Origin of the sequence: Stenotrophomonas cyclobalanopsidis (genome assembly GCF_008710035.1) — a bacterium.
In the GTDB taxonomy this organism is placed as follows: domain Bacteria; phylum Pseudomonadota; class Gammaproteobacteria; order Xanthomonadales; family Xanthomonadaceae; genus Stenotrophomonas; species Stenotrophomonas cyclobalanopsidis.
The window spans coordinates 250,975-269,105 of record NZ_VYKI01000001.1; the positions used below are offsets into that span (position 1 = coordinate 250,975).

The 18,131-nt window shown below is 67.6% G+C and carries 14 protein-coding genes; 12 read left to right on the forward strand and 2 right to left on the reverse strand.

What is annotated here, in order from left to right; all coding sequences use genetic code 11:
- Nucleotides 1-152: 152 nt before the first annotated feature.
- The 3 genes from FJU31_RS01040 (at nt 153) to FJU31_RS01050 (ending at nt 3,658) form a co-directional block, all read left to right on the forward strand.
- The gene (locus FJU31_RS01040; protein ID WP_150453124.1) at nt 153-2,081 is read left to right on the forward strand and encodes a M1 family metallopeptidase; all 1,929 of its coding nucleotides are present in this window, start codon (nt 153-155) and stop codon (nt 2,079-2,081) included.
- A gap of 228 nt (nt 2,082-2,309) precedes the next feature.
- Nucleotides 2,310-3,041, forward strand: a complete 732-nt coding sequence (locus FJU31_RS01045) for a hypothetical protein (protein WP_150453125.1) — start codon at nt 2,310-2,312, stop codon at nt 3,039-3,041.
- On the forward strand, nt 3,038-3,658 hold the full coding sequence (locus tag FJU31_RS01050; protein ID WP_281290800.1) for an HAD family hydrolase: 621 nt from the start codon (nt 3,038-3,040) through the stop codon (nt 3,656-3,658). The genes FJU31_RS01045 and FJU31_RS01050 overlap by 4 nt, the downstream gene beginning before the upstream one ends.
- Nucleotides 3,659-4,220: 562 nt before the next feature.
- Here FJU31_RS01050 and FJU31_RS01055 read toward each other — a convergent pair.
- The gene (locus FJU31_RS01055; RefSeq protein ID WP_079223403.1) at nt 4,221-5,159 is read right to left on the reverse strand and encodes a carbohydrate kinase family protein; all 939 of its coding nucleotides are present in this window, start codon (nt 5,157-5,159) and stop codon (nt 4,221-4,223) included.
- 283 nt (nt 5,160-5,442) lie between these two features.
- Here FJU31_RS01055 and FJU31_RS01060 point away from each other — a divergent pair, with 283 nt between their 5' ends.
- The 9 genes from FJU31_RS01060 (at nt 5,443) to FJU31_RS01100 (ending at nt 16,815) form a co-directional block, all read left to right on the forward strand.
- Nucleotides 5,443-6,489: a rod shape-determining protein gene (locus FJU31_RS01060; protein WP_079223402.1), complete on the forward strand. Its 1,047-nt coding sequence runs from the start codon at nt 5,443-5,445 to the stop codon at nt 6,487-6,489.
- 118 nt (nt 6,490-6,607) lie between these two features.
- Nucleotides 6,608-7,624 carry a rod shape-determining protein MreC gene (mreC, locus tag FJU31_RS01065; protein ID WP_150453126.1) on the forward strand — a complete coding sequence of 339 codons (1,017 nt, stop codon included), beginning with the start codon at nt 6,608-6,610 and terminating at the stop codon, nt 7,622-7,624.
- On the forward strand, nt 7,621-8,106 hold the full coding sequence (gene mreD, locus FJU31_RS01070; protein WP_079223400.1) for a rod shape-determining protein MreD: 486 nt from the start codon (nt 7,621-7,623) through the stop codon (nt 8,104-8,106). The genes mreC and mreD overlap by 4 nt, the downstream gene beginning before the upstream one ends.
- A 3-nt stretch (nt 8,107-8,109) precedes the next feature.
- Entirely contained in the window at nt 8,110-10,191 is a 2,082-nt protein-coding gene (mrdA, locus tag FJU31_RS01075) for a penicillin-binding protein 2 (protein ID WP_150453127.1), read from the forward strand.
- Nucleotides 10,188-11,300 (forward strand): rod shape-determining protein RodA, encoded by a 1,113-nt coding sequence (gene rodA / locus FJU31_RS01080; protein WP_150453128.1) that lies wholly within the window; start codon nt 10,188-10,190, stop codon nt 11,298-11,300. The genes mrdA and rodA (FJU31_RS01080) overlap by 4 nt, the downstream gene beginning before the upstream one ends.
- A gap of 186 nt (nt 11,301-11,486) precedes the next feature.
- Nucleotides 11,487-12,587, forward strand: a complete 1,101-nt coding sequence (gene rodA, locus FJU31_RS01085; RefSeq protein WP_150453129.1) for a rod shape-determining protein RodA — start codon at nt 11,487-11,489, stop codon at nt 12,585-12,587.
- Nucleotides 12,588-13,079: 492 nt separating this feature from the next.
- A complete protein-coding gene (gene mltB / locus FJU31_RS01090; RefSeq protein ID WP_150453130.1) occupies nt 13,080-14,228 on the forward strand; it encodes a lytic murein transglycosylase B in 1,149 nt (382 codons plus the stop codon).
- A complete protein-coding gene (locus tag FJU31_RS01095; protein ID WP_150453131.1) occupies nt 14,225-15,499 on the forward strand; it encodes a septal ring lytic transglycosylase RlpA family protein in 1,275 nt (424 codons plus the stop codon). Before mltB ends, FJU31_RS01095 begins: the two co-directional genes overlap by 4 nt.
- A gap of 98 nt (nt 15,500-15,597) precedes the next feature.
- Complete coding sequence (locus FJU31_RS01100) at nt 15,598-16,815, forward strand: D-alanyl-D-alanine carboxypeptidase family protein (RefSeq protein WP_150453132.1); 1,218 nt, start codon at nt 15,598-15,600, stop codon at nt 16,813-16,815.
- Between the two features lie 131 nt (nt 16,816-16,946).
- On the opposite strand, the gene FJU31_RS01105 is transcribed toward FJU31_RS01100, so the two are convergent.
- Nucleotides 16,947-18,008, reverse strand: a complete 1,062-nt coding sequence (locus FJU31_RS01105; protein WP_246161178.1) for a lipid A deacylase LpxR family protein — start codon at nt 18,006-18,008, stop codon at nt 16,947-16,949.
- Nucleotides 18,009-18,131: the final 123 nt, after the last annotated feature.

The window sequence follows — 18,131 nt, forward strand, 5'->3', positions numbered from 1 at the left end:
CTGGTAGATGCCAACCTTGGTTGGCACACGCCCGCGCCGGGCGCCCCATGGCGCAGGGCCGGCCCACGGCCGGCCCTGCCCCGCATCACGCAGCGCGTCCGGGGCGAGGGAGAGGTACCATTGGGGTTTGATCCCTGTAACGGTCCCGATTCATGCGTAATCCGCTGATGCTCCTTCCGCTGGCCGTGGCCCTGGCCGCCGGCTGCTCCCAGGAGGCGGCCGCGCCCGCCGCCGCCCCGACTGCCGAAAAGGCCCCCGCCGCCCCCGTGAACGCCGAGAACCGCAGCCACGACGAAAGCTCGTACGCCGAGCCGGACAAGGTCGTCATCAAGGACATCGCGCTGGATCTGAAGCTGGACTTCGACCAGAAGCAGATCGGCGGCACCGCGACCTACACCCTGGAATGGAAGCAGAAGGACGCCCAGCAGCTGGTGCTCGACACCCGTGAGCTGAGCGTGTCCAAGGTCGAGGCCATCGCTGCCGACGGCGCGCGCAGCGAGCTGAAGTTCGAAGTGGCCCCGGTCGACAAAGTGTTCGGCAGCAAGCTGACCATCGAAGTGCCGGAACAGCCGGCCAAGGTGGAAGTGACCTACCACACCGCACCGACCGCCTCGGGCCTGCAGTGGCTGGAGCCGTCGATGACCGAGGGCAAGAAACTGCCCTTCATGTTCAGCCAGTCGCAGGCCATCCACGCCCGTTCCTGGGTGCCGCTGCAGGACACCCCGAGCGTGCGCTTCACCTACAGCGCGCACGTGACCTCGCGCCCGGACGTGATGGTGCTGATGAGCGCCGACAACGACCCGAAGGCCGCGCGTGACGGTGACTACACCTTCAAGATGCCGCAGCCGATCCCGTCCTACCTGCTGGCCATCGCCGCCGGTGACCTGGTGTTCGAGCCGATTTCCGGCCGTTCCGGCGTCTGGGCCGAGCCGACCATGGTCAACAAGGCCGCCAAGGAATTCGAAGACACCGAGAAGATGATCGGCGCCGCCGAAAAGCTGTACGGCGAATACCGCTGGGGCCGCTACGACATGCTGGTGCTGCCGCCGTCGTTCCCGTTCGGCGGCATGGAAAACCCGCGCCTGACCTTCGCCACCCCGACCGTGATCGTCGGCGACAAGTCGCTGGTCTCGCTGGTCGCCCACGAACTGGCGCACAGCTGGTCGGGCAACCTGGTGACCAATGCCAGCTGGAAGGACATCTGGCTCAATGAAGGCTTCACCACCTACGTCCAGGGCCGTATCACCGAAGCCCTGTACGGCAAGGAGATGGCCGAGATGGAGAAGCAGATCGACCAGACCGACCTGCTGGCCGAAGTGAAGGACATGAGCCCGGCCGACCAGGCCCTGGCCCTGCCGCCGCTGAACGAGCGTGACCCCGACGAAGCCCTGAGCCAGGTCGCCTACGTCAAGGGTTCGTGGTTCCTGGAATTCCTGGAACAGCGCTTCGGCCGCGAGACCTTCGATCCGTTCCTGCGTGGCTGGTTCGATGACCATGCCTTCCAGAGCGCCAACACCGACCAGTTCGTCGACTACCTGAAGAAGAACCTGCTGCCGAAGAACCCCTCGGCGGTGAGCGAGGCCGAGCTGAAGGCATGGCTGGACGAGCCGGGCATCCCGTCGTTCGCCACCAAGGCCCAGTCGCGCAACTTCAGCAGCGTCGATGCCGCGCGCATCGCGTTCTCCGGTGCGGGCAGCCTGCCAGCCAACCAGGTCACCGCCGAGTGGGGCACCCAGGAATGGGTCCGCTTCATCGACGGCCTGGGCACCACCCTGCCGCTGGACAAGCTGGCCGCGCTGGACAAGGCCTACCACTTCACCGGCACCGCCAATGGCGAAATCGCCATGCGCTGGTACCCGCTGGCCATCCGCAGCGGCTACGAGCAGGCCAATGACGCGGCCGCGGCGTTCATCGAGCGCGTCGGCCGTCGCAAGCTGATCATGCCGATCTACGCCGAACTGGTGAAGACCCCGAAGGGTCTGGAGCTGGCCAAGGCGGCCTTCGAGAAGGCCAAGCCGGGCTACCACCCGATCACCACCGCCTCGGTGCAGGATCTGCTGGCCAAGGCTGAAGCCAAGTAAGAAAACGCGCCGGGCATCCCCCGGCGCTTTTTTTGTAGAGTCGAGCCATGCTCGGCTGCTGTTGCTCCGGTAGAGTCGAGCCATGCTTGACCGCTGTTGCGCCGTTCGAGTCTAGCCAGGCTTCACCGTTGTTGCTCCGGTAGAGTCGAGCTTGCTCGACTGTTGTTGGAATGTCAGTCGAGCAAGCTCGACTCTACAGGGCAGTCGCAACCCGCAAAGGACTTCCGAATGAAACGTCTGATCCTGATCACCGCCTGCGCCCTGGCCCTGGCCGCCTGCAGCAACCCCGAGGAAGAGCGCAGGGCGCAGGAAGCCGCCGCCGCCGCCGCCCAGGCGCAGAAGGAAGCCAAGGCCGAGGACGTCGCCAAGCAGTACGACGCGGCCGTGGCCGCGCAGGACTGGGAACGCGCGCGCATCCACGGCGGTTCGCTGCTGGACCAGTACAAGGACACCGCCGCGGCCGAGCGCATCGCCGCTGGCTTCGATGACGTGAAGGCCAAGGGCGATGCCGCGCGCGACCTGCGCCGCATGCAGGCGCTCTGGCAGTACAACGAGATTCCGGTCGGCAGCAAGGGCAAGCAGGTTTCGGCCACCATCTACAGCAAGGAACGGGTGGACGTGGACGGCAGCGGCGCCAAGCCGGTGCAGCTGGTGTTCCGCGATCATCCCGAATGGAAACGCCATGCCTATCTGGTGCTGCAGGCCGGTGATTTCCGCTGCCCGCAGTGCACGGTGAAGGTGACCGTGGACGATGGCAAGCCGATCTCGATGGCGGCCTGGCGGCCGAAGACCGATGAGGCCATCGCCATGTTCATCACCGACCAGAAGGCGCTGTGGAAGCTGGCGCAGAAGGGCAAGTCGATCAGCATCGAGTTCCCGGTGAAGGCCGGTGGCACCCGCACGGCCGTGTTCGAGACCGGCGGCGTGGACACCAGCCGCATGCCGCAGTGGTGGAAGTGACGGCCACTGCCGTGGTGGCGCCGGCACTGTCGGCCGTGCGCCACTGGGTGTTCGACATGGATGGCACGCTGACCGTGGCCATGCATGATTTCCAGCGCATCAAGCGCGAGCTGGGCGTCCCGCCCAGCGCGGACATCCTCGTGCACCTGGCGGGCCTGCCGGGTGCGGAGGCGGCGCGGAAGCACGCCTGGCTGCTGGCCCACGAGCGTGAGCTGGCCGTAGGCGCGCTGCCGGCGCCCGGCGCGGTCGAGCTGCTGCGCGCGCTGGCCGCGGCCGGTTGCCAGCTGGGCATCCTGACCCGCAACGACCATGCGCTGGCCAAGCTGACGCTGGACGCGATCGGGGTAGGGGATCTGTTTGACGATGGCGGCATCATCGGCCGCGATGAAGCGGTGCCGAAGCCGTCACCCGACGGCGTGCAGCAGCATCTGCGGCGCTGGGGCATTGGTGCCGACGCGGCGGTGATGGTGGGCGACCACGCCTACGACCTGGACTGCGGCCGCGCCGCCGGAGCGCGCACCGTGCTGGTCAACCTGCCCGACAACCCGTGGCCGGGCCGCGCGGATTGGCATTTCGCCGATTGCCGCGCGTTGTTGTCGGCCTGGCAGGCCGCATGACCGTGTAGAGCCGAGCCCATGCTCGGCTGTTCTGCGGTCAGGTCGCGCCGACGCGCGAAAGCCGAGCATGGGTTCGGCTCTACAGAGAGCAGGCCGCGATTCGACCGGAGGTTCCGGCCGTGTCGACCAAGGTCGACACCTGCCAGAGCAGGTCCAGATAACGCGTCGGGTGGAGAGCCCCCTTGTTGTTCAAGGGGGCGCGCCGAAGGCGGGGGGACAAGGTGAAATGCGCGGGCAATTTGGTTACGCGCCCAGCGCGTAGCCAATTGGCATTTCGCCGATTGCCGCGCGTTGTTGTCGGCCTGGCAGGCCGCATGACCGTGTAGAGCCGAGCCCATGCTCGGGCTGCTCTGCGGTCAGGTCGCGCCGACGCGCGAAAGCCGAGCATGGGCTCGGCTCTACAGAGAGCAGGCAGCGATTCGACCCGAGGTTCCGGCCGTGTCGACCAAGGTCGACACCTGCCAGAGCAGGTCCAGATAACGCGTCGGGTGGAGAGCCCCCTTGTTGTTCAAGGGGGCGCGCCGAAGGCGGGGGGACAAGGTGAAATGCGCGGGCAATTAGGTTACGCGCCCAGCGCGTAGCCAAATTGCTGCTTGAACTGGTCGTGGAACTCTTCAAACGTGAAGCGCTGGTTCTGCGTGCCCGGGTGCTCGACCTTCAGCGCGCCCATAAGGTTCGCCATGCGGCCGATGGTCAGCCAGTCGTAGCCCTTCTCGATGCCGTAGATCAGACCGGCGCGGAAGGCGTCGCCACAACCGGTCGGATCGACCACGCGGCGCTCGTGCGCCGGCGGGATGTCGTAGCTCTTTTCCGGGGTGTGGATGACCGCGCCCTTCGGGCCACGGGTGGTGATGTAGGCCTTCACCCGGCTCACGATCTGCTTCTCGTCCCAGCCGGTGCGTTCCTGCAGCAGGTTCGACTCGTAGTCGTTGACCACCACGTAATCGGCCTGCTCGATGAAATCGCGCAGCTCCGGACCGTTGAACAGCGGCAGCGCCTGGCCCGGGTCGAAGATGAAGGGGATGCCGCATTCCAGGAACTCGGCCGCATTCTGGATCATGCCGTCACGGCCGTCCGGCGCGACGATGCCGAAGGTGACGCCCGGCACGTCCTTCACGTGGTTCTCGTGCGAACGCATCATCGCGCCCGGATGGAACGCGGTGATCTGGTTGTTGTCGTGGTCGGTGGTGATGAAGCACTGCGGGGTGAACATGTCTTCCAGCACGCGGACCTGGCTCAGGTCGATGTCCATGCGCTCGAAGTGCTCACGGTACGGAGCGAAATCCTGGCCGACGGTGCCCATCGGGATCGGGCTGCCGCCCAGCAGCTTCAGGTTGTAGGCGATGTTGCCGGCGCAGCCGCCCAGTTCGCGACGCATGCGCGGGACCAGGAAGGACACGTTCAGGATGTGCACCTTGTCCGGGAGGATGTGATTCTTGAACTGGTCCGGGAACACCATGATGGTGTCGAAGGCAAGAGAACCACAGATCAGAGCGGACATCGATGTAAGCCTATGCGGTGAATTTTGGGGGTGGCCAGCCGGCATCGGCCAGCAAGCAAATGGCGCCCTTGGGCGCCCGACGGCGCAAAGGTTACCTGCTGGTGCCGCTCAGGGCCAGAACCGGGTAATGCCCGATCAGGCCGAAACCCAGCCAAGTCGCGGGTTCAGCTAGTTTTTTCCTTGCTCGCCGGGGAGCGGGTTGCTAGGCTTGTCGGCCTCGAATTCTGCCCATTTTTTCGCCATCCCGCGGCGGGCACGACACCCCTCAGGACTCCTTCCTCAGATGTTCAAGAAACTCCGTGGCATGTTCTCCAACGACCTGTCCATCGACCTGGGCACGGCCAACACCCTTATTTACGTGCGTGGGCAGGGTATCGTTCTGAACGAGCCGTCGGTCGTGGCCGTGCGCCAGGACCGTGCCATCGGTGGCACCCGCTCGGTGGCAGCCGTAGGCGCCGAAGCCAAGCAGATGCTGGGCCGTACCCCGGGCCACATCACCACCATCCGCCCGATGAAGGACGGCGTCATCGCCGACTTCACCTACACCGAGGCGATGCTCAAGCACTTCATCAAGAAGGTGCACAAGTCCCGCGTGCTGCGCCCGAGCCCGCGCGTGCTGGTCTGCGTGCCGGCCGGTTCGACCCAGGTCGAGCGCCGCGCCATCCGTGAATCGGCCGAGGAAGCCGGTGCCCGCGACGTGTTCCTGATCGAAGAGCCGATGGCCGCCGCGATCGGCGCCGGCATGCCGGTCACCGAAGCGCGCGGTTCGATGGTCATCGACATCGGCGGCGGCACCACCGAAGTGGCGGTGATCTCGCTGAACGGCATCGTCTATTCGGCCTCGGTGCGAATCGGTGGCGACCGCTTCGACGAGTCGATCACCAACTACGTGCGCCGCAACCACGGCATGCTGATCGGTGAAGCCACCGCCGAGCGCATCAAGGTCGAGCTGGGCTGCGCATACCCGCAGGCGGAAGTGATCGAGATGGAAATCTCCGGCCGCAACCTCGCCGAGGGCGTGCCGAAGATGATCAAGATCAGCTCCAACGAAGTGCTGGAGGCCCTGCACGAGCCGCTGTCGGGCATCGTCAGCGCGGTCAAGCTGGCCCTGGAACAGACCCCGCCGGAACTGTGCGCCGACGTCGCCGAGCGCGGCATCGTGCTGACCGGTGGTGGCGCCCTGCTGCGCGACCTGGACCGCCTGATCTCCGAGGAAACCGGCCTGCACGTGCAGGTGGCCGACGACCCGCTCACCTGCGTGGCCCGCGGTGGCGGTCGTGCGCTGGAACTGGTCGACATGCACGGCAACGAGTTCTTTGCGCCGGACTAAGGCCTGCCGCCTGGTCGTTCCTGCAGCGCCCTTCCGGGGTGTGGCCCGCTGCTGCGGGCCAGCACCGGCGGGGCGCCGCCGTGTTTCCCCTTCGCCCTCAGCTGATTGAACTGTTGCCGTGCCGCCTTACGCCGGTCCTCCCGTAGCCTCCCGATCCGGTGACGCCGCCAGTCCGCTGCGACTGCTCGCCTACCTGGCCATGGCCATCATCCTGATCGTGCTGGACGACCAGGCCGGCTGGCTGGCGCGCGTGCGCGCCCAGGCCGACACGCTGGTGCAGCCGGTGTGGGCACTGGCCGGACTGCCCGGCAAGCTCAGCAACCAGGTGCGCGACAACGCGGCCAGCCATGGCCAGCTGGTGGCCGAGACCCGCGAGCTGCGCAACCAGTTGCTGCTGGCCAATGCGCGCCTGACCCGCCTGCAGACCGCCGCGCTGGACAACGCCCAGCTGCGCGAGCTGCTGAACGTGGCCGAGCGTAGTGGCCTGGACGTGCAGCTGGCGCCGATCCTCGATATCGACCTGGACCCGGTCAAGCAGCGCCTGGTGCTCGATGCCGGCAGCCGCGACGGCGTGCACGTGGGGCAGGCGGTGATCGATGCCGGTGGCCTGATGGGGCAGGTGATCAGCACTACCGGTGGCACCTCCACCGTGCTGCTGCTGACCGACCCCGACCATGCTGTGCCGGTGACCGTGGCCCGCAACGGCGTGCGCCTGATCGTCTACGGCCGCGGTGACACCCTGCAGTTGCGCGACATTCCGTTGAGCGCGGGCGTGGAAGTGGGCGATGAGATCGTCACCTCCGGCCTGGGCGGGCGTTTCCCGCCGGGCTTCCCGGTCGGCACCGTCACCGCGCTGCGCCCCGACGACACCCATGCCTTCCTGGTAGGTGAGATGAAGCCGGCCGCGCAGCTGGACCGCGGCCGCGACGTGCTGCTGCTGCGCCCAGGTGCTGCGATCCGGATTCCGCCGGAACTGCGGCAGAGCCTGGAAGTCGGCGGCGCCGGTGGCCGCGCCGGGACCGATGCGCTGCCTGCGGGCACTGCGCCGGCCACGCCCCCCGACGCTGCGTCGTCCCCGATAGTGCCGGCCGCTGGCCGGCAACCGCAACCCACCCCGCAGGAGCCCGCACGATGAGCCGCCTGCGCGACAACCCCTGGGTGCTGCCGGCCAGCTTGGTCGTGGCCCTGCTGCTGGGCCTGCTGCCGCTGCCCGCGCTGCTGCAGCCGCTGCGCCCGTACTGGCTGGCGCTGGTGCTGGCGTACTGGGTCATCGAGGCCCCCGAGCGCGTGGGCCTGGGCATTGCCTTCACCAGCGGCGTCATCGCCGACCTGCTATATGGCGGCGTGCTGGGCGAACAGGCCATGCGCCTGGTGATGCTGGCCTTCATCCTGCAGCGCTTCCGCGCCCGCATCCGCTTCTTCCCGATGTCGCAGCAGATGCTGGCCATCGGCGGCCTGCTGTTCAATGACCGCATCGTCAGCGCGCTGGTGCACATCCTGGTGGGTGAGCCGACCCTGCCGTGGTCGTACTGGTGGGCACCGCTGCTGGGCATGGGCCTGTGGCCGCTGGTGTTCGTGCTGCTGGACGCCGTGCGTTTCGGCAAGCGCGGGCGCTGAGCCATGATCCCGCGTCGCCAGGTCAAGAACCCGCACGCCGAAGCCGAACAGTTCCGCCGCCGCGCGGCGCTGGGCTTCCTCGGCGTGCTGGTCTGCCTGCTGGGCCTGGGCGGCTGGTACTTCAAGCTGCAGGTGCTGGACCACGACATCTATGCCACGCGCTCGGAAGCCAACCGCATCAAGCCGCGGCCGGTGGTGCCGGGGCGCGGCATGATCTACGACCGCAACGGCCGCCTGCTGGCCGAGAACGTGCCGGCCTTCCGCCTGGACGTGACCCCGGACAAGGTCACGGACATGGACGCCACCCTGGAAGGGCTGGCGAAGATCATCAGCATCAGCCCCGAAGAGCTGGAAGCGTTCAACAAGTCGCGCAAGGCGCGCCGCAAATTCCTGCCGGTCACCCTCAAGCTGCGCATGACCGATGAGGAAATGGCGCGCTTCGCGGTGGACCGCTGGCGTTTCCCGGGCGTGGAGCTGGAACCCTACCTGACCCGCCGCTACCCCTATGGCGACCTGTTCGCGCACATCATCGGCTACGTCGGGCGCGTGGATGACAAGGATCTGGAGATCCTTGGCGAAGGCAACGCGGCACTGACCCACATCGGCAAGTCCGGCCTGGAGCGCTATTACGAGCAGCAGCTGCGCGGCAAGGTCGGCTACGAGCAGGTCGAGACCAACGTGCAGGGCCGCGCCATCCGCACCATCGGCCGGGTGGCTGCGCAGTCCGGCGCCGACCTGCGCCTGTCCATCGATGCCGACCTGCAGCGTGCGCTGGTGGCCGCTTTCGGCGACCAGGAAGGTTCGGCCGTGGCGATGGACCCGCGCACCGGTGAAGTGCTGGCGATGGTCAGCCTGCCGTCATACGACCCCAACCTGTTCGTCAACGGCATCTCGCATGCCGATTTCAAGGCGCTGAACGACAACCCGTCGCGGCCGCAGTTCAACCGCCTGGTGCTGGGTGGCGTCGCCCCCGGTTCCACCCTGAAGCCGCTGATCGGCCTGGCCGGCCTCGATTCTGGTGTGCGCCGGCCGGAAGACAAGGTGCTGTCCACCGGCATGTTCTACCTGCCGGGCACCTCGCGCGGCTGGGGCGATTCGCACCGCGGCGGCCATGGCTGGACGGACCTGCGCAAATCCATCGCGCAGTCGGTCAACACCTATTACTACAAGCTGGCGCTGGATCTGGGCATCGAGCGCTTCGACCATTACATGGAGTACTACGGCTTCGGCCAGCCGACCGGTATCGACCTGACCGGCGAGATCGGCGGCATCCTGCCGTCGCCAGCCTACAAGCGCAAAAGCCGCAAGGAAGCCTGGTACCCCGGCGACACCGTCAACATCAGCATCGGCCAGGGCGACTGGAAGGTCACCCCGCTGCAGCTGGCGCGTGGCGTCAGTGCGCTGGCCAATGGCCAGCTGCGCACCCCGCACCTGGTCATCCAGCAGCGCGCCGGTTTCGACCACGACTGGATCGCCACCGAGCCTGGCCCGAGCAAGCCGGTCAGCCCCAACCCGAACAACCTGCAGGCCGTGCGCGAAGGCATGATGGCCACGATGCAGCCCGGCGGCAGCGCCGCGCGCATGGCCGCGGGCGCGCCGTACGTCATGGCGGGCAAGACCGGTACCGCGCAGGTGGTCAGCCGCAAGGGCACGGCCGCGGTGAACCCGAAGAGCCTGCCGATGCACCTGCGTCACCGCGCGCTGTTCGTCGGTTTCGCGCCGGTCGAGCAGCCGGTCATCGCCCTGGCCATCGCCGTCGAAGGCGGTGGCTACGGTGGTTCCGCCGCCGCGCCGATCGCGCGCAAAGTGTTCGACGCCTACCTGCTGGGCAAGATGCCCGAGGGCATGCAGCCGCTGGACGCCGAGCGCGGCACCACCGTCATCGGCGTGACCGCGTTCGACAATGAAGATGCCAACGCGCGGCCGGCCGGCGACACCGCCGCCGCGCAGCTGGGCGAACACCCGGTGCTGGTCGGCATGCCCGCCCCGGAACCGGCGCCCGCTCCGGCCCCGGGCGCGCCTGCCGCACCTGCCGCCGCGTTGCCCGCCAGCCCCCGTTCGCCCCCCGCGGAGCCTGCACGATGAGTGACTTCCTGCGCTGGGCCGGCGACATGCTGCGCCGCTTCTTCAGCACCCTGGACTGGGTGTTGTGCCTGGCCCTCGGCGCGTTGATGCTGATCGGCCTGGCCACGTTGAAGAGTGCTGGCGGCGACGGTCTGGTGATGGCGCAGGGCGTGCGCTTCGTGGTCGGCCTGGCCGCCCTGTGGGGCATCTCGCGCGTGCCGATCCTGCGCATCCGCTCGGCGACCCCGCTCATCTACGCGATCTCGATGATCCCGCTGCTGGCGGTGTTCGTGCTGGGCACGGGCAAATACGGCCGGCAGTGGCTGGACCTGAAGTTCTTCTACCTGCAGCCGGCCGAACTGCTGAAGGTCAGCCTGCCGATGATGGTGGCCTGGTACCTGCACCGCATGCCGCTGCCGCCGCGCTTCAATACCGTGCTGGTGGCGATGGTCATCATCGGCGTGCCGACCGGCCTGGTGATGCTGCAGCCGGACTTCGGTACCGGCGTGCTGATCGCCGCCAGTGGCGTGTTCGTGCTGCTGCTGGCCGGCCTGCCGTGGTGGTGGGTGGGCCTGGGCGTGGGCGGCGTGGCCGCAGTCGCGCCGTTGGCGTGGTTCTGGCTGCTGCGGCCGTACCAGAAGGACCGCATCATGATGTTCCTCGACCCGGAGATGGACGCGCTCGGTGCGGGCTGGAACATCATCCAGTCGAAGATCGCGATCGGTTCGGGCGGCTTCGATGGCAAGGGCTGGGGCGAAGGCTCGCAGTCGCACCTGAACTTCATTCCCGAACAGACGACCGACTTCGCGTTCTCGGTGCTGAGCGAGGAATTCGGCTGGATGGGCGTGGCCCTGGTGCTGACCCTGTACCTGGTGGTGATCGGGCGCTGCCTGTGGATCGCCAGCCAGTCGCGCGATTCGTACTCGCGCCTGCTGGCCGGCGCCACCGGCCTGGCCTTCTTCGTCTACGTGCTGGTGAACGGCGGGATGATTTCCGGCCTGCTGCCGGTGGTGGGCGTGCCGATGCCGCTGATCAGCTACGGCGGCACCTCGGCGGTTTCGCTGCTGGCCGGCTTCGGCCTGGTGATGGCTGTACGCAGCCACAACCCGGTGCACGGCGGCTACGGCTGAAATCGGCTCCGCCGCCTTCGTAGAGTCGAGCTTGCTCGACTGCTTTTCGCGCGTAGCAGCCGAGCGTGGGCTCGGCTCTACAGAAAGCGTAGTGCAGTCGAGCAAGCTCGACTCTACGGAAAGCGAAAGCATGCATCCGGCGGCACCGGAAAGCTTCACGCAAGCGCCGCCCGCTACCCTGCCTGGGTGGAATGGAAACGTGTATCCGGCATCTGGCGCGAGGCGGTGCGTACGATCGATCTGCCGCTGCTGGTTGCGTTGCTGCTGTTGATGGCAGCCGGCCTGGCCGTGCTGCACAGCGTGTCGGGCCCGGTCACCGGGCAGGCCGCGCGCTTTGCCGGTGGCTTGGTGGCGATGTGGCTGCTGTCGCGGGTGTCGCTGTTGCGCCTGCGCGCGTGGACCCCGGCCCTGTACGCGCTGTCGATGCTGCCGTTGATGGGGGTGTACGTGATCGGGACCGGCAAGTACGGCCAGCGCTGGCTCAACCTGGGCGTGTTCTACCTGCAACCGTCCGAGCTGCTCAAACTCAGCCTGCCGCTGATGATGGCCTGGTATCTGCACCGTCAGCCGTTGCCGCCGTCGCCACGCACGGTGCTGACCGCCGCGGCGCTGATCGGCGTCCCCGCGGTGCTCATCCTGCTGCAGCCCAACCTGGGCACGGCCACCCTGGTGACGGCCAGCGGCGTGTTCGCGTTGCTCCTGGCCGGCCTGCACTGGGGCTGGGTGGTGGCCGGCCTGGCCAGTGTCGCGATGGCTGCGCCGCTGGCCTGGTTCGGCCTGCTGCGCCAGTACCAGAAGGATCGCGTACTGACCTTCCTCGACGCCGCCGCCGATCCGCTCGGCACCGGCTGGAACATCCTGCAGTCACGCATTGCCATTGGTTCGGGCGGATGGGAAGGCCGCGGCTGGGGCAACGGCACCCAGGCCACCCTGGATTTCCTGCCCGAATACACCACCGACTTCGCGTTCTCGGTGCTGAGCGAAGAGTTCGGCTGGATCGGCGTGGCGACTATGCTCGCGCTGTACCTGTTCGTGGTCGGGCGCTGCCTGTGGATTGCCGTGCACGCACGCGACACGCATGCGCGGTTGCTGGCCGGCAGCCTGGGCCTGGCGTTCTTTGTCTATGTTCTGGTGAATGGCGGAATGATTTCCGGCCTGCTGCCGGTGGTGGGCATCCCGATGCCGCTGGTCAGCTATGGCGGCACCTCGGCGGTTTCGCTGCTGGCGGGGATCGGCCTGGTGATGGCAGTGCGCGTGCACAACCCGATACACGCTGGCTGCGGCTGAAACCGCCGCCGCTTCTGTAGAGCCGAGCCCATGCTCGGCTCTACATCAAAGCGCAGACGCGTACGTCAGACACCACCGGCCCGATCTTCCCGCCGACGAAGTTCCATAAAAAGTGCGCAACAATTCACACTTTGACGCAGCGTTGATCCGGATCAATGGACTTGTCGCAATCGGCCTGCACAATGGCGGCCCGTGCGGCACGGCGCGCCGTCTGAAGATGCAGCGCGAGGGGGGTGTCGGGCGGGAAAGCAGTACTGATCCAACGGATACAGGGAGCGCGGGGCACTGTCGCTGGGGAGCGACAGCCGCGCAGGTATCGACAGGATCCGGTCGCCGGTTGCGCCTGCGGGGATGGGGGCGCAGCCGGCAACCTCTGCCTGAATGGGGCAGGGTAATCACGACGCCTTCACATTTCCCGCTGAACGCGGGCAAATCGTTGTGATTCATGGTGTTAGGGGTTTTAATTCATCCATGACCTGCTAACCTGCGACGATGATTCGACGCTCCCTGGCCTGCTTGCTCACCCTCGGTCTGGTCGCCTGCGCGACCCAGCCGACGTCTCCGCCGACTTCACCCCAGGCCAGCAGCACGCCGCGCCATCCGGCCGGCAAGCCCCAGCAGGGCCCGGCCGAAGCTGCCCCGGAAGCGACCGCGGCCACGGCGCCGCCGGTTGACCTGACCCCGGTGCCGTTTGAAACCGCCCGCGCCAACTTCATCGCCGACACCGCCAAGCGTTATGGTCTGGCGCCGGCCGAGATCGCCCGCGTGCTCGACCAGGCGCAGGTGCGCCAGCCGATCATCGCGGCCATGTCGCGGCCGGCCGAGCGGGTCAAGCCGTGGAACGAATACCGGCCGATGTTCATCAGCAAGGCGCGCATCGATGGCGGCCGCGCCTTCCTGGCCGAGCACCGCGCCGAACTGGACCGCGTGCAGCAGCGCACCGGCGTGCCGGCCGAAGTGATCGTGGCGATCATCGGCGTGGAAACCAGCTACGGAAAGAACGCCGGCAGCCACCGCGTGCTCGATGCGCTTTACACGCTGGCCTTCTATTACCCGCGCAGCGGCGACCCGGCCAAGCTGGAACGCGAAGTGCGCCGCGAGCTGTTCTTCCGCGATGAACTGGCCAAGCTGTTCGAGCTGGGCCGCGAAGAGAAGCTGGACATCTCCACGCTCAAGGGCAGCTATGCCGGTGCGATGGGCATGGGCCAGTTCATGCCCTCCAGCTACCTGGATTACGCCGTGGATGGCAACGGCGATGGCCGCCGCGATCTGTTCACCAGCTATGACGACGTGTTCTCGTCCATCGCCAACTACTTCGTGAAGAAGGGCGGCTGGGTGCGCGGCGGCCAGGTGGCGGTGCCGGCCACGCTGGCGCCGGGACGCGAGGAATTCAATCCGACCGAGTGGATGCCCACCTGGTCGCTGGCCGACCTGGCCCAGCGCGGCTACCAGCCCAGCGCGCCGGTGCAGCCGGGTGCCACCGCCACGCCGATCACGCTTGAAGGCAGTACCGGCAAGCAGTACTGGCTGGGCTTCCAGAATTACTACGCGATCACCCGCTACAACCTCTCGAAGATGTACGCGATGGCCGTGTTCCAGTTGTCGCAGGCCATTGCCGGACAGGAGCTGCCCCCGGCATGAACATCAGATGGCTGGCCCCCGGAATCGTCGTGCTGGCGCTGGCTGCCTGCAGCAGCGCACCGAACAAACCCAGTGCCGGCCATGGCGGCAAGGTGCCCGGCACGGTGGTGCAGGGCAAGAGCGGGCGCCCGGCGCACTGCCCGGACGGTTCGCCGTACGCGGCCGCTACCGAGGACCTCGCCACCCGCGGCAACTACATCGCCGGCGGCCTGTACAAGCCGGGGGTGAAGGACACCACGCCCAGCTACGTGCCGAACGTGGCCTGTATTCCCGAGCCGGAAGTGACTGCGGTCGAGCGCTCGGTCATCGGCAACAAATCGCCCTACGTGGTGCTGGGCAAGTCGTACAACGTGCTTGACGACACCCATGACTATGTCGAGCGCGGCACCGCCTCGTACTACGGCGCCAAGTTCCATGGCCGCCTGACCTCCAACCGCGAGGTCTACGACATGTACCAGTTCACCGCCGCGCACAAGACGCTGCCGCTGCCCAGCTTCGCCCGTGTGACCAACCTGGACAACGGTGAATCGGTGATCGTGCGCGTCAATGATCGTGGCCCGTTCCACGATGGCCGCGTGGTCGACCTCAGCTATGCCGCCGCCGTGCGCTTGGGCATCACCCAGCGCGGCACCGGCAACGTCGAAGTGCGCGCGCTGCAGCCGGGCGAGAGCAACCTGCTGGCGCAGAAGCCGTCGCGCCGCGAGCGTCGTGCGGCCGAAGCCGCCGCCGCTGCCACGACCGTTGCGGCCGCGCGCCCGGCCGCCGCCCCGCGTGCCACCGCGCCCAGCGATATCGACCGTCTGGTCCAGCGCCTGCCCGCCGATGGCACGCCGGGCCGTGGCCAGCCCGCCACCACCCAGGCCGCCAGCAGTGCGCTGCCCGAAGTCGCGGTCAGCAGTCTGCCGCCCAGTGCGCCGCCGGTGCGCAGCGCCGCCACCGCCACGGTGGCAGTGGCCGCCGCTACCCCGCGTGCCGGCACGCCGCCGGTCCGCAGCACGCCGGCTGCCACCCCGTCGCCGACGCTGTCGCAGCAGGTGGTGGGCGCGGTGATGGTGCAGGTGGCCAGCTTCTCCAGCCGCGACAACGCCACCCGCGCGATGGGCCAGCTCAACGCCGCCGGCATCGTCGGCGCGACCATCAGCGACATCGCCGCTGGCGGCCGTACCCTCTTCCGCCTGCGCGTACCCGCCAGCGACCATGCCAGTGCCGCGGAACTAGTCGGCCGCATCGCAGGTCTTGGCCTGGGTTCGCCGCAGATCGTCAAGGATTGATCCGCCCGGGCCGGTGCTGCCGGCCCCTGCCACACCGGCCTTACAATGTCCCTTCGTACCATCCTCCATTCTGGCCGTCCCCTGGAGCCTGCAGTCCAATGAATTTCCGTTCCGCCGCCACCGCCCTGGCCGCCACCCTGGTGGTTGGCCTGGCTTCCGCCCAGACGCCGCTGCCGACCCCGGCCACCCCGGCGCCCGCTGCTGCTGCCGCCCCGGCGGTCGTCGCCACGCCGCCGGCCCCGGTGCCGAGCACGTCCAAGGCCTGGATCCTGATGGACTACGCCACCGGCCAGATGCTGGCGGGCGAGAACGTCCATGAACAGCTGGCCCCGGCCAGCATCACCAAGGTGATGACCTCCTATGTGGTCGCCGCCGAGGTCAAGAACGGCAAGGTCCGCGCCGACGACCAGGTGATGATGAGCGAGCGCGCCTGGCGCGAAGGCGGCGCCGGCACCGACGGCAGCTACAGCGGCTTCCCGGTCAACCAGACCGCGCGCCTGGAAGACATGGAAAAGGGCATGGCGATCCAGTCCGGCAACGACGCCGCGATCGCCCTGGCCGAGCACGTGGCCGGCAGCGAGGAAGCCTTTGCTTCGCTGATGAACAGCTACGCCGCCAAGATCGGCATGAAGGACTCGCACTTCGTCAACGCCCACGGCCTGAGCGCCCAGGGCCACCACAGCACCGCCTATGACCTCGCGCTGCTGGGCCGCGCGATGGTGCGTGACTACCCGGAAACCTACGCCTACAACAAGGTGAAGGAATTCCAGGTCGGCAACATCAAGCAGCCGAACCGCAACCTGCTGCTGTGGCGCGATGGCAGCGTGGACGGCATCAAGACCGGCCACACCTCCGAAGCCGGCTACTGCCTGATGAGCTCGGCCCAGCGTGGCGACCAGCGCCTGATCGCCGTGGTGCTGGGTGGTTCGTCGGAGAAGCAGCGCGCCGATGACAGCCTGGCCCTGCTCAACTGGGGCTTCCGCTTCTTCGAAACCCACCGCCTGTATGAGCCGGGCAAGGCCGTGGCCGAGCACAAGGTGTGGAAGGGTGCCACCGACAAGGTTCAGCTGGGCGTGGCTCAGCCGATGCTGGTGAGCGTGCCGCGTGGTCGCTACAACGACCTGAAGCCGAGCATCGACGTGCCCAAGACCCTGGAAGCCCCGTTCACCGCGGGCCAGCAGATCGGCACCGTGAAGGTGACGCTGGATGGCAAGGTCGTGGCCGAAGCCCCGCTGGTGGCCGTGGCCGCCGTCGAAGAGGCCGGCTTCTTCAAGCGCCTGTGGGACAGCTTCTGGATGTGGTGGGAATCGGAATGATCCACGCCCCGGCGTGGTGAATGAAAAGGCCGGCGAAAGCCGGCCTTTTTCGTGGATTTCCGCCGGGCATGGCCCGGCGCTACCCCGTCGTCGGTAGCGCCGGGCCATGCCCGGCGGAATGACAACCCCGGTTACATCGAGCGGCTGATGGTGAAGCTGCCGAACACCGGGGCTTCGCGCTGGCCGTTGAACTCGCGGGTGCTGTGGTAGCGCGCCATCGCGAACTTCCAGCGGCCGCGCATCACCGCGATGCCGTAGCCGCCGTAGGCCACCACGTGGCGCTTGTCGACGCTGTGGCTGTCGCGGAAGGTGTTGCCGTCCAGAGTGATATCGCGGATCACCCACGCCGCATCGGTGGTGGCGAACAGGTGCCACGACCAGCCGCTGGGCTTGCCGCCGCGGGTCGGCGCGGTGTTTTCACCGGCCGGGCGCAGCGGGGTGCTGCCGAAATCGTCGGGCAGCTTCCAGCCGAAGCGCACTTCACCACCGAAGTTGGCCTTGGTTTCCAGGTTGCCGATCGAGCCGCCGTAGTGGCTGATCGCATCCCAGCCCCAGCCGCCGGCATTGACGCTGGCATCGCCCGGCCAGCGGCGCATGCGTTCGTGGGTGTACATCACCACCGGCTCGTTGTGCAGCTGGTTGTCCCAGCCCTGGAATTTCTCGTCGCCCAGCAGGTCATGCACCGCGTTCTGCACCTGCTTGCCCTGCGCCCACGGTCCGACCACGCCCAGGGTCAGCAGGGTGGTCTGCAGGCGGTCGCCGCGGCGGGCGTTGTAGCCGAAGCTGGCCACCAGCACCCCGGCATACGGCCGGTCGTCCTCGATCAGGTCCTTGCGGGTGAAATCGGTGGGCGTATAGATCCCCTGGCCGAGGCTGAAGATCATGTTCTGCTGCTCGAACTCGCCCGGGTGCAGGCGCTCGAGGTGGCGGTTCACCCAGCGGGCCAGGCGCGGCAGGCAGGGGTCATCGGTGTAGTCCACCAGATTGGGCGAGACCAGGGTCAGCTGGGCGCCGTTGGTATAGCCCTGGTCCTGGTCCTTGGCGCCGAACAGGTCGTTGTCGACGCGGAAATTGACCTGCGGCGGGTGCTCACTCATCGCGTCGGGCCCGCACTGCTGGGCGGCATGGGCAGTGAGGGGCAGGGCAGCGGCCGCCAGCAGGCCGGTCAGGCCGAGGGTGGCGGCAGTACGCATGGATGGAATGATCATCAGGTCGTTGGCGTGTGAAGGTCGATTTATGCAACAAAAGACTACTCCCGTCCCCGTGACGGAACGAGCCGTCCGCCTTCACTTGTCTGTTCCGTAAAACGCACTTGT

What these genes read in the sequence shown, in the direction of transcription:
- FJU31_RS01100 (WP_150453132.1), top strand. Translation starts at nt 15,598, where the DNA reads ATGAATTTCCGTTCCGCCGCCACCGCCCTGGCCGCCACCCTGGTGGTT.
- FJU31_RS01055 (WP_079223403.1), bottom strand. Translation starts at nt 5,159, where the DNA reads ATGTCCGCTCTGATCTGTGGTTCTCTTGCCTTCGACACCATCATGGTG.
- mreD (WP_079223400.1), top strand. Translation starts at nt 7,621, where the DNA reads ATGAGCCGCCTGCGCGACAACCCCTGGGTGCTGCCGGCCAGCTTGGTC.
- FJU31_RS01095 (WP_150453131.1), top strand. Translation starts at nt 14,225, where the DNA reads ATGAACATCAGATGGCTGGCCCCCGGAATCGTCGTGCTGGCGCTGGCT.
- FJU31_RS01105 (WP_246161178.1), bottom strand. Translation starts at nt 18,008, where the DNA reads ATGCGTACTGCCGCCACCCTCGGCCTGACCGGCCTGCTGGCGGCCGCT.
- FJU31_RS01040 (WP_150453124.1), top strand. Translation starts at nt 153, where the DNA reads ATGCGTAATCCGCTGATGCTCCTTCCGCTGGCCGTGGCCCTGGCCGCC.
- FJU31_RS01045 (WP_150453125.1), top strand. Translation starts at nt 2,310, where the DNA reads ATGAAACGTCTGATCCTGATCACCGCCTGCGCCCTGGCCCTGGCCGCC.
- mltB (WP_150453130.1), top strand. Translation starts at nt 13,080, where the DNA reads ATGATTCGACGCTCCCTGGCCTGCTTGCTCACCCTCGGTCTGGTCGCC.
- rodA (WP_150453128.1), top strand. Translation starts at nt 10,188, where the DNA reads ATGAGTGACTTCCTGCGCTGGGCCGGCGACATGCTGCGCCGCTTCTTC.
- FJU31_RS01060 (WP_079223402.1), top strand. Translation starts at nt 5,443, where the DNA reads ATGTTCAAGAAACTCCGTGGCATGTTCTCCAACGACCTGTCCATCGAC.
- mrdA (WP_150453127.1), top strand. Translation starts at nt 8,110, where the DNA reads ATGATCCCGCGTCGCCAGGTCAAGAACCCGCACGCCGAAGCCGAACAG.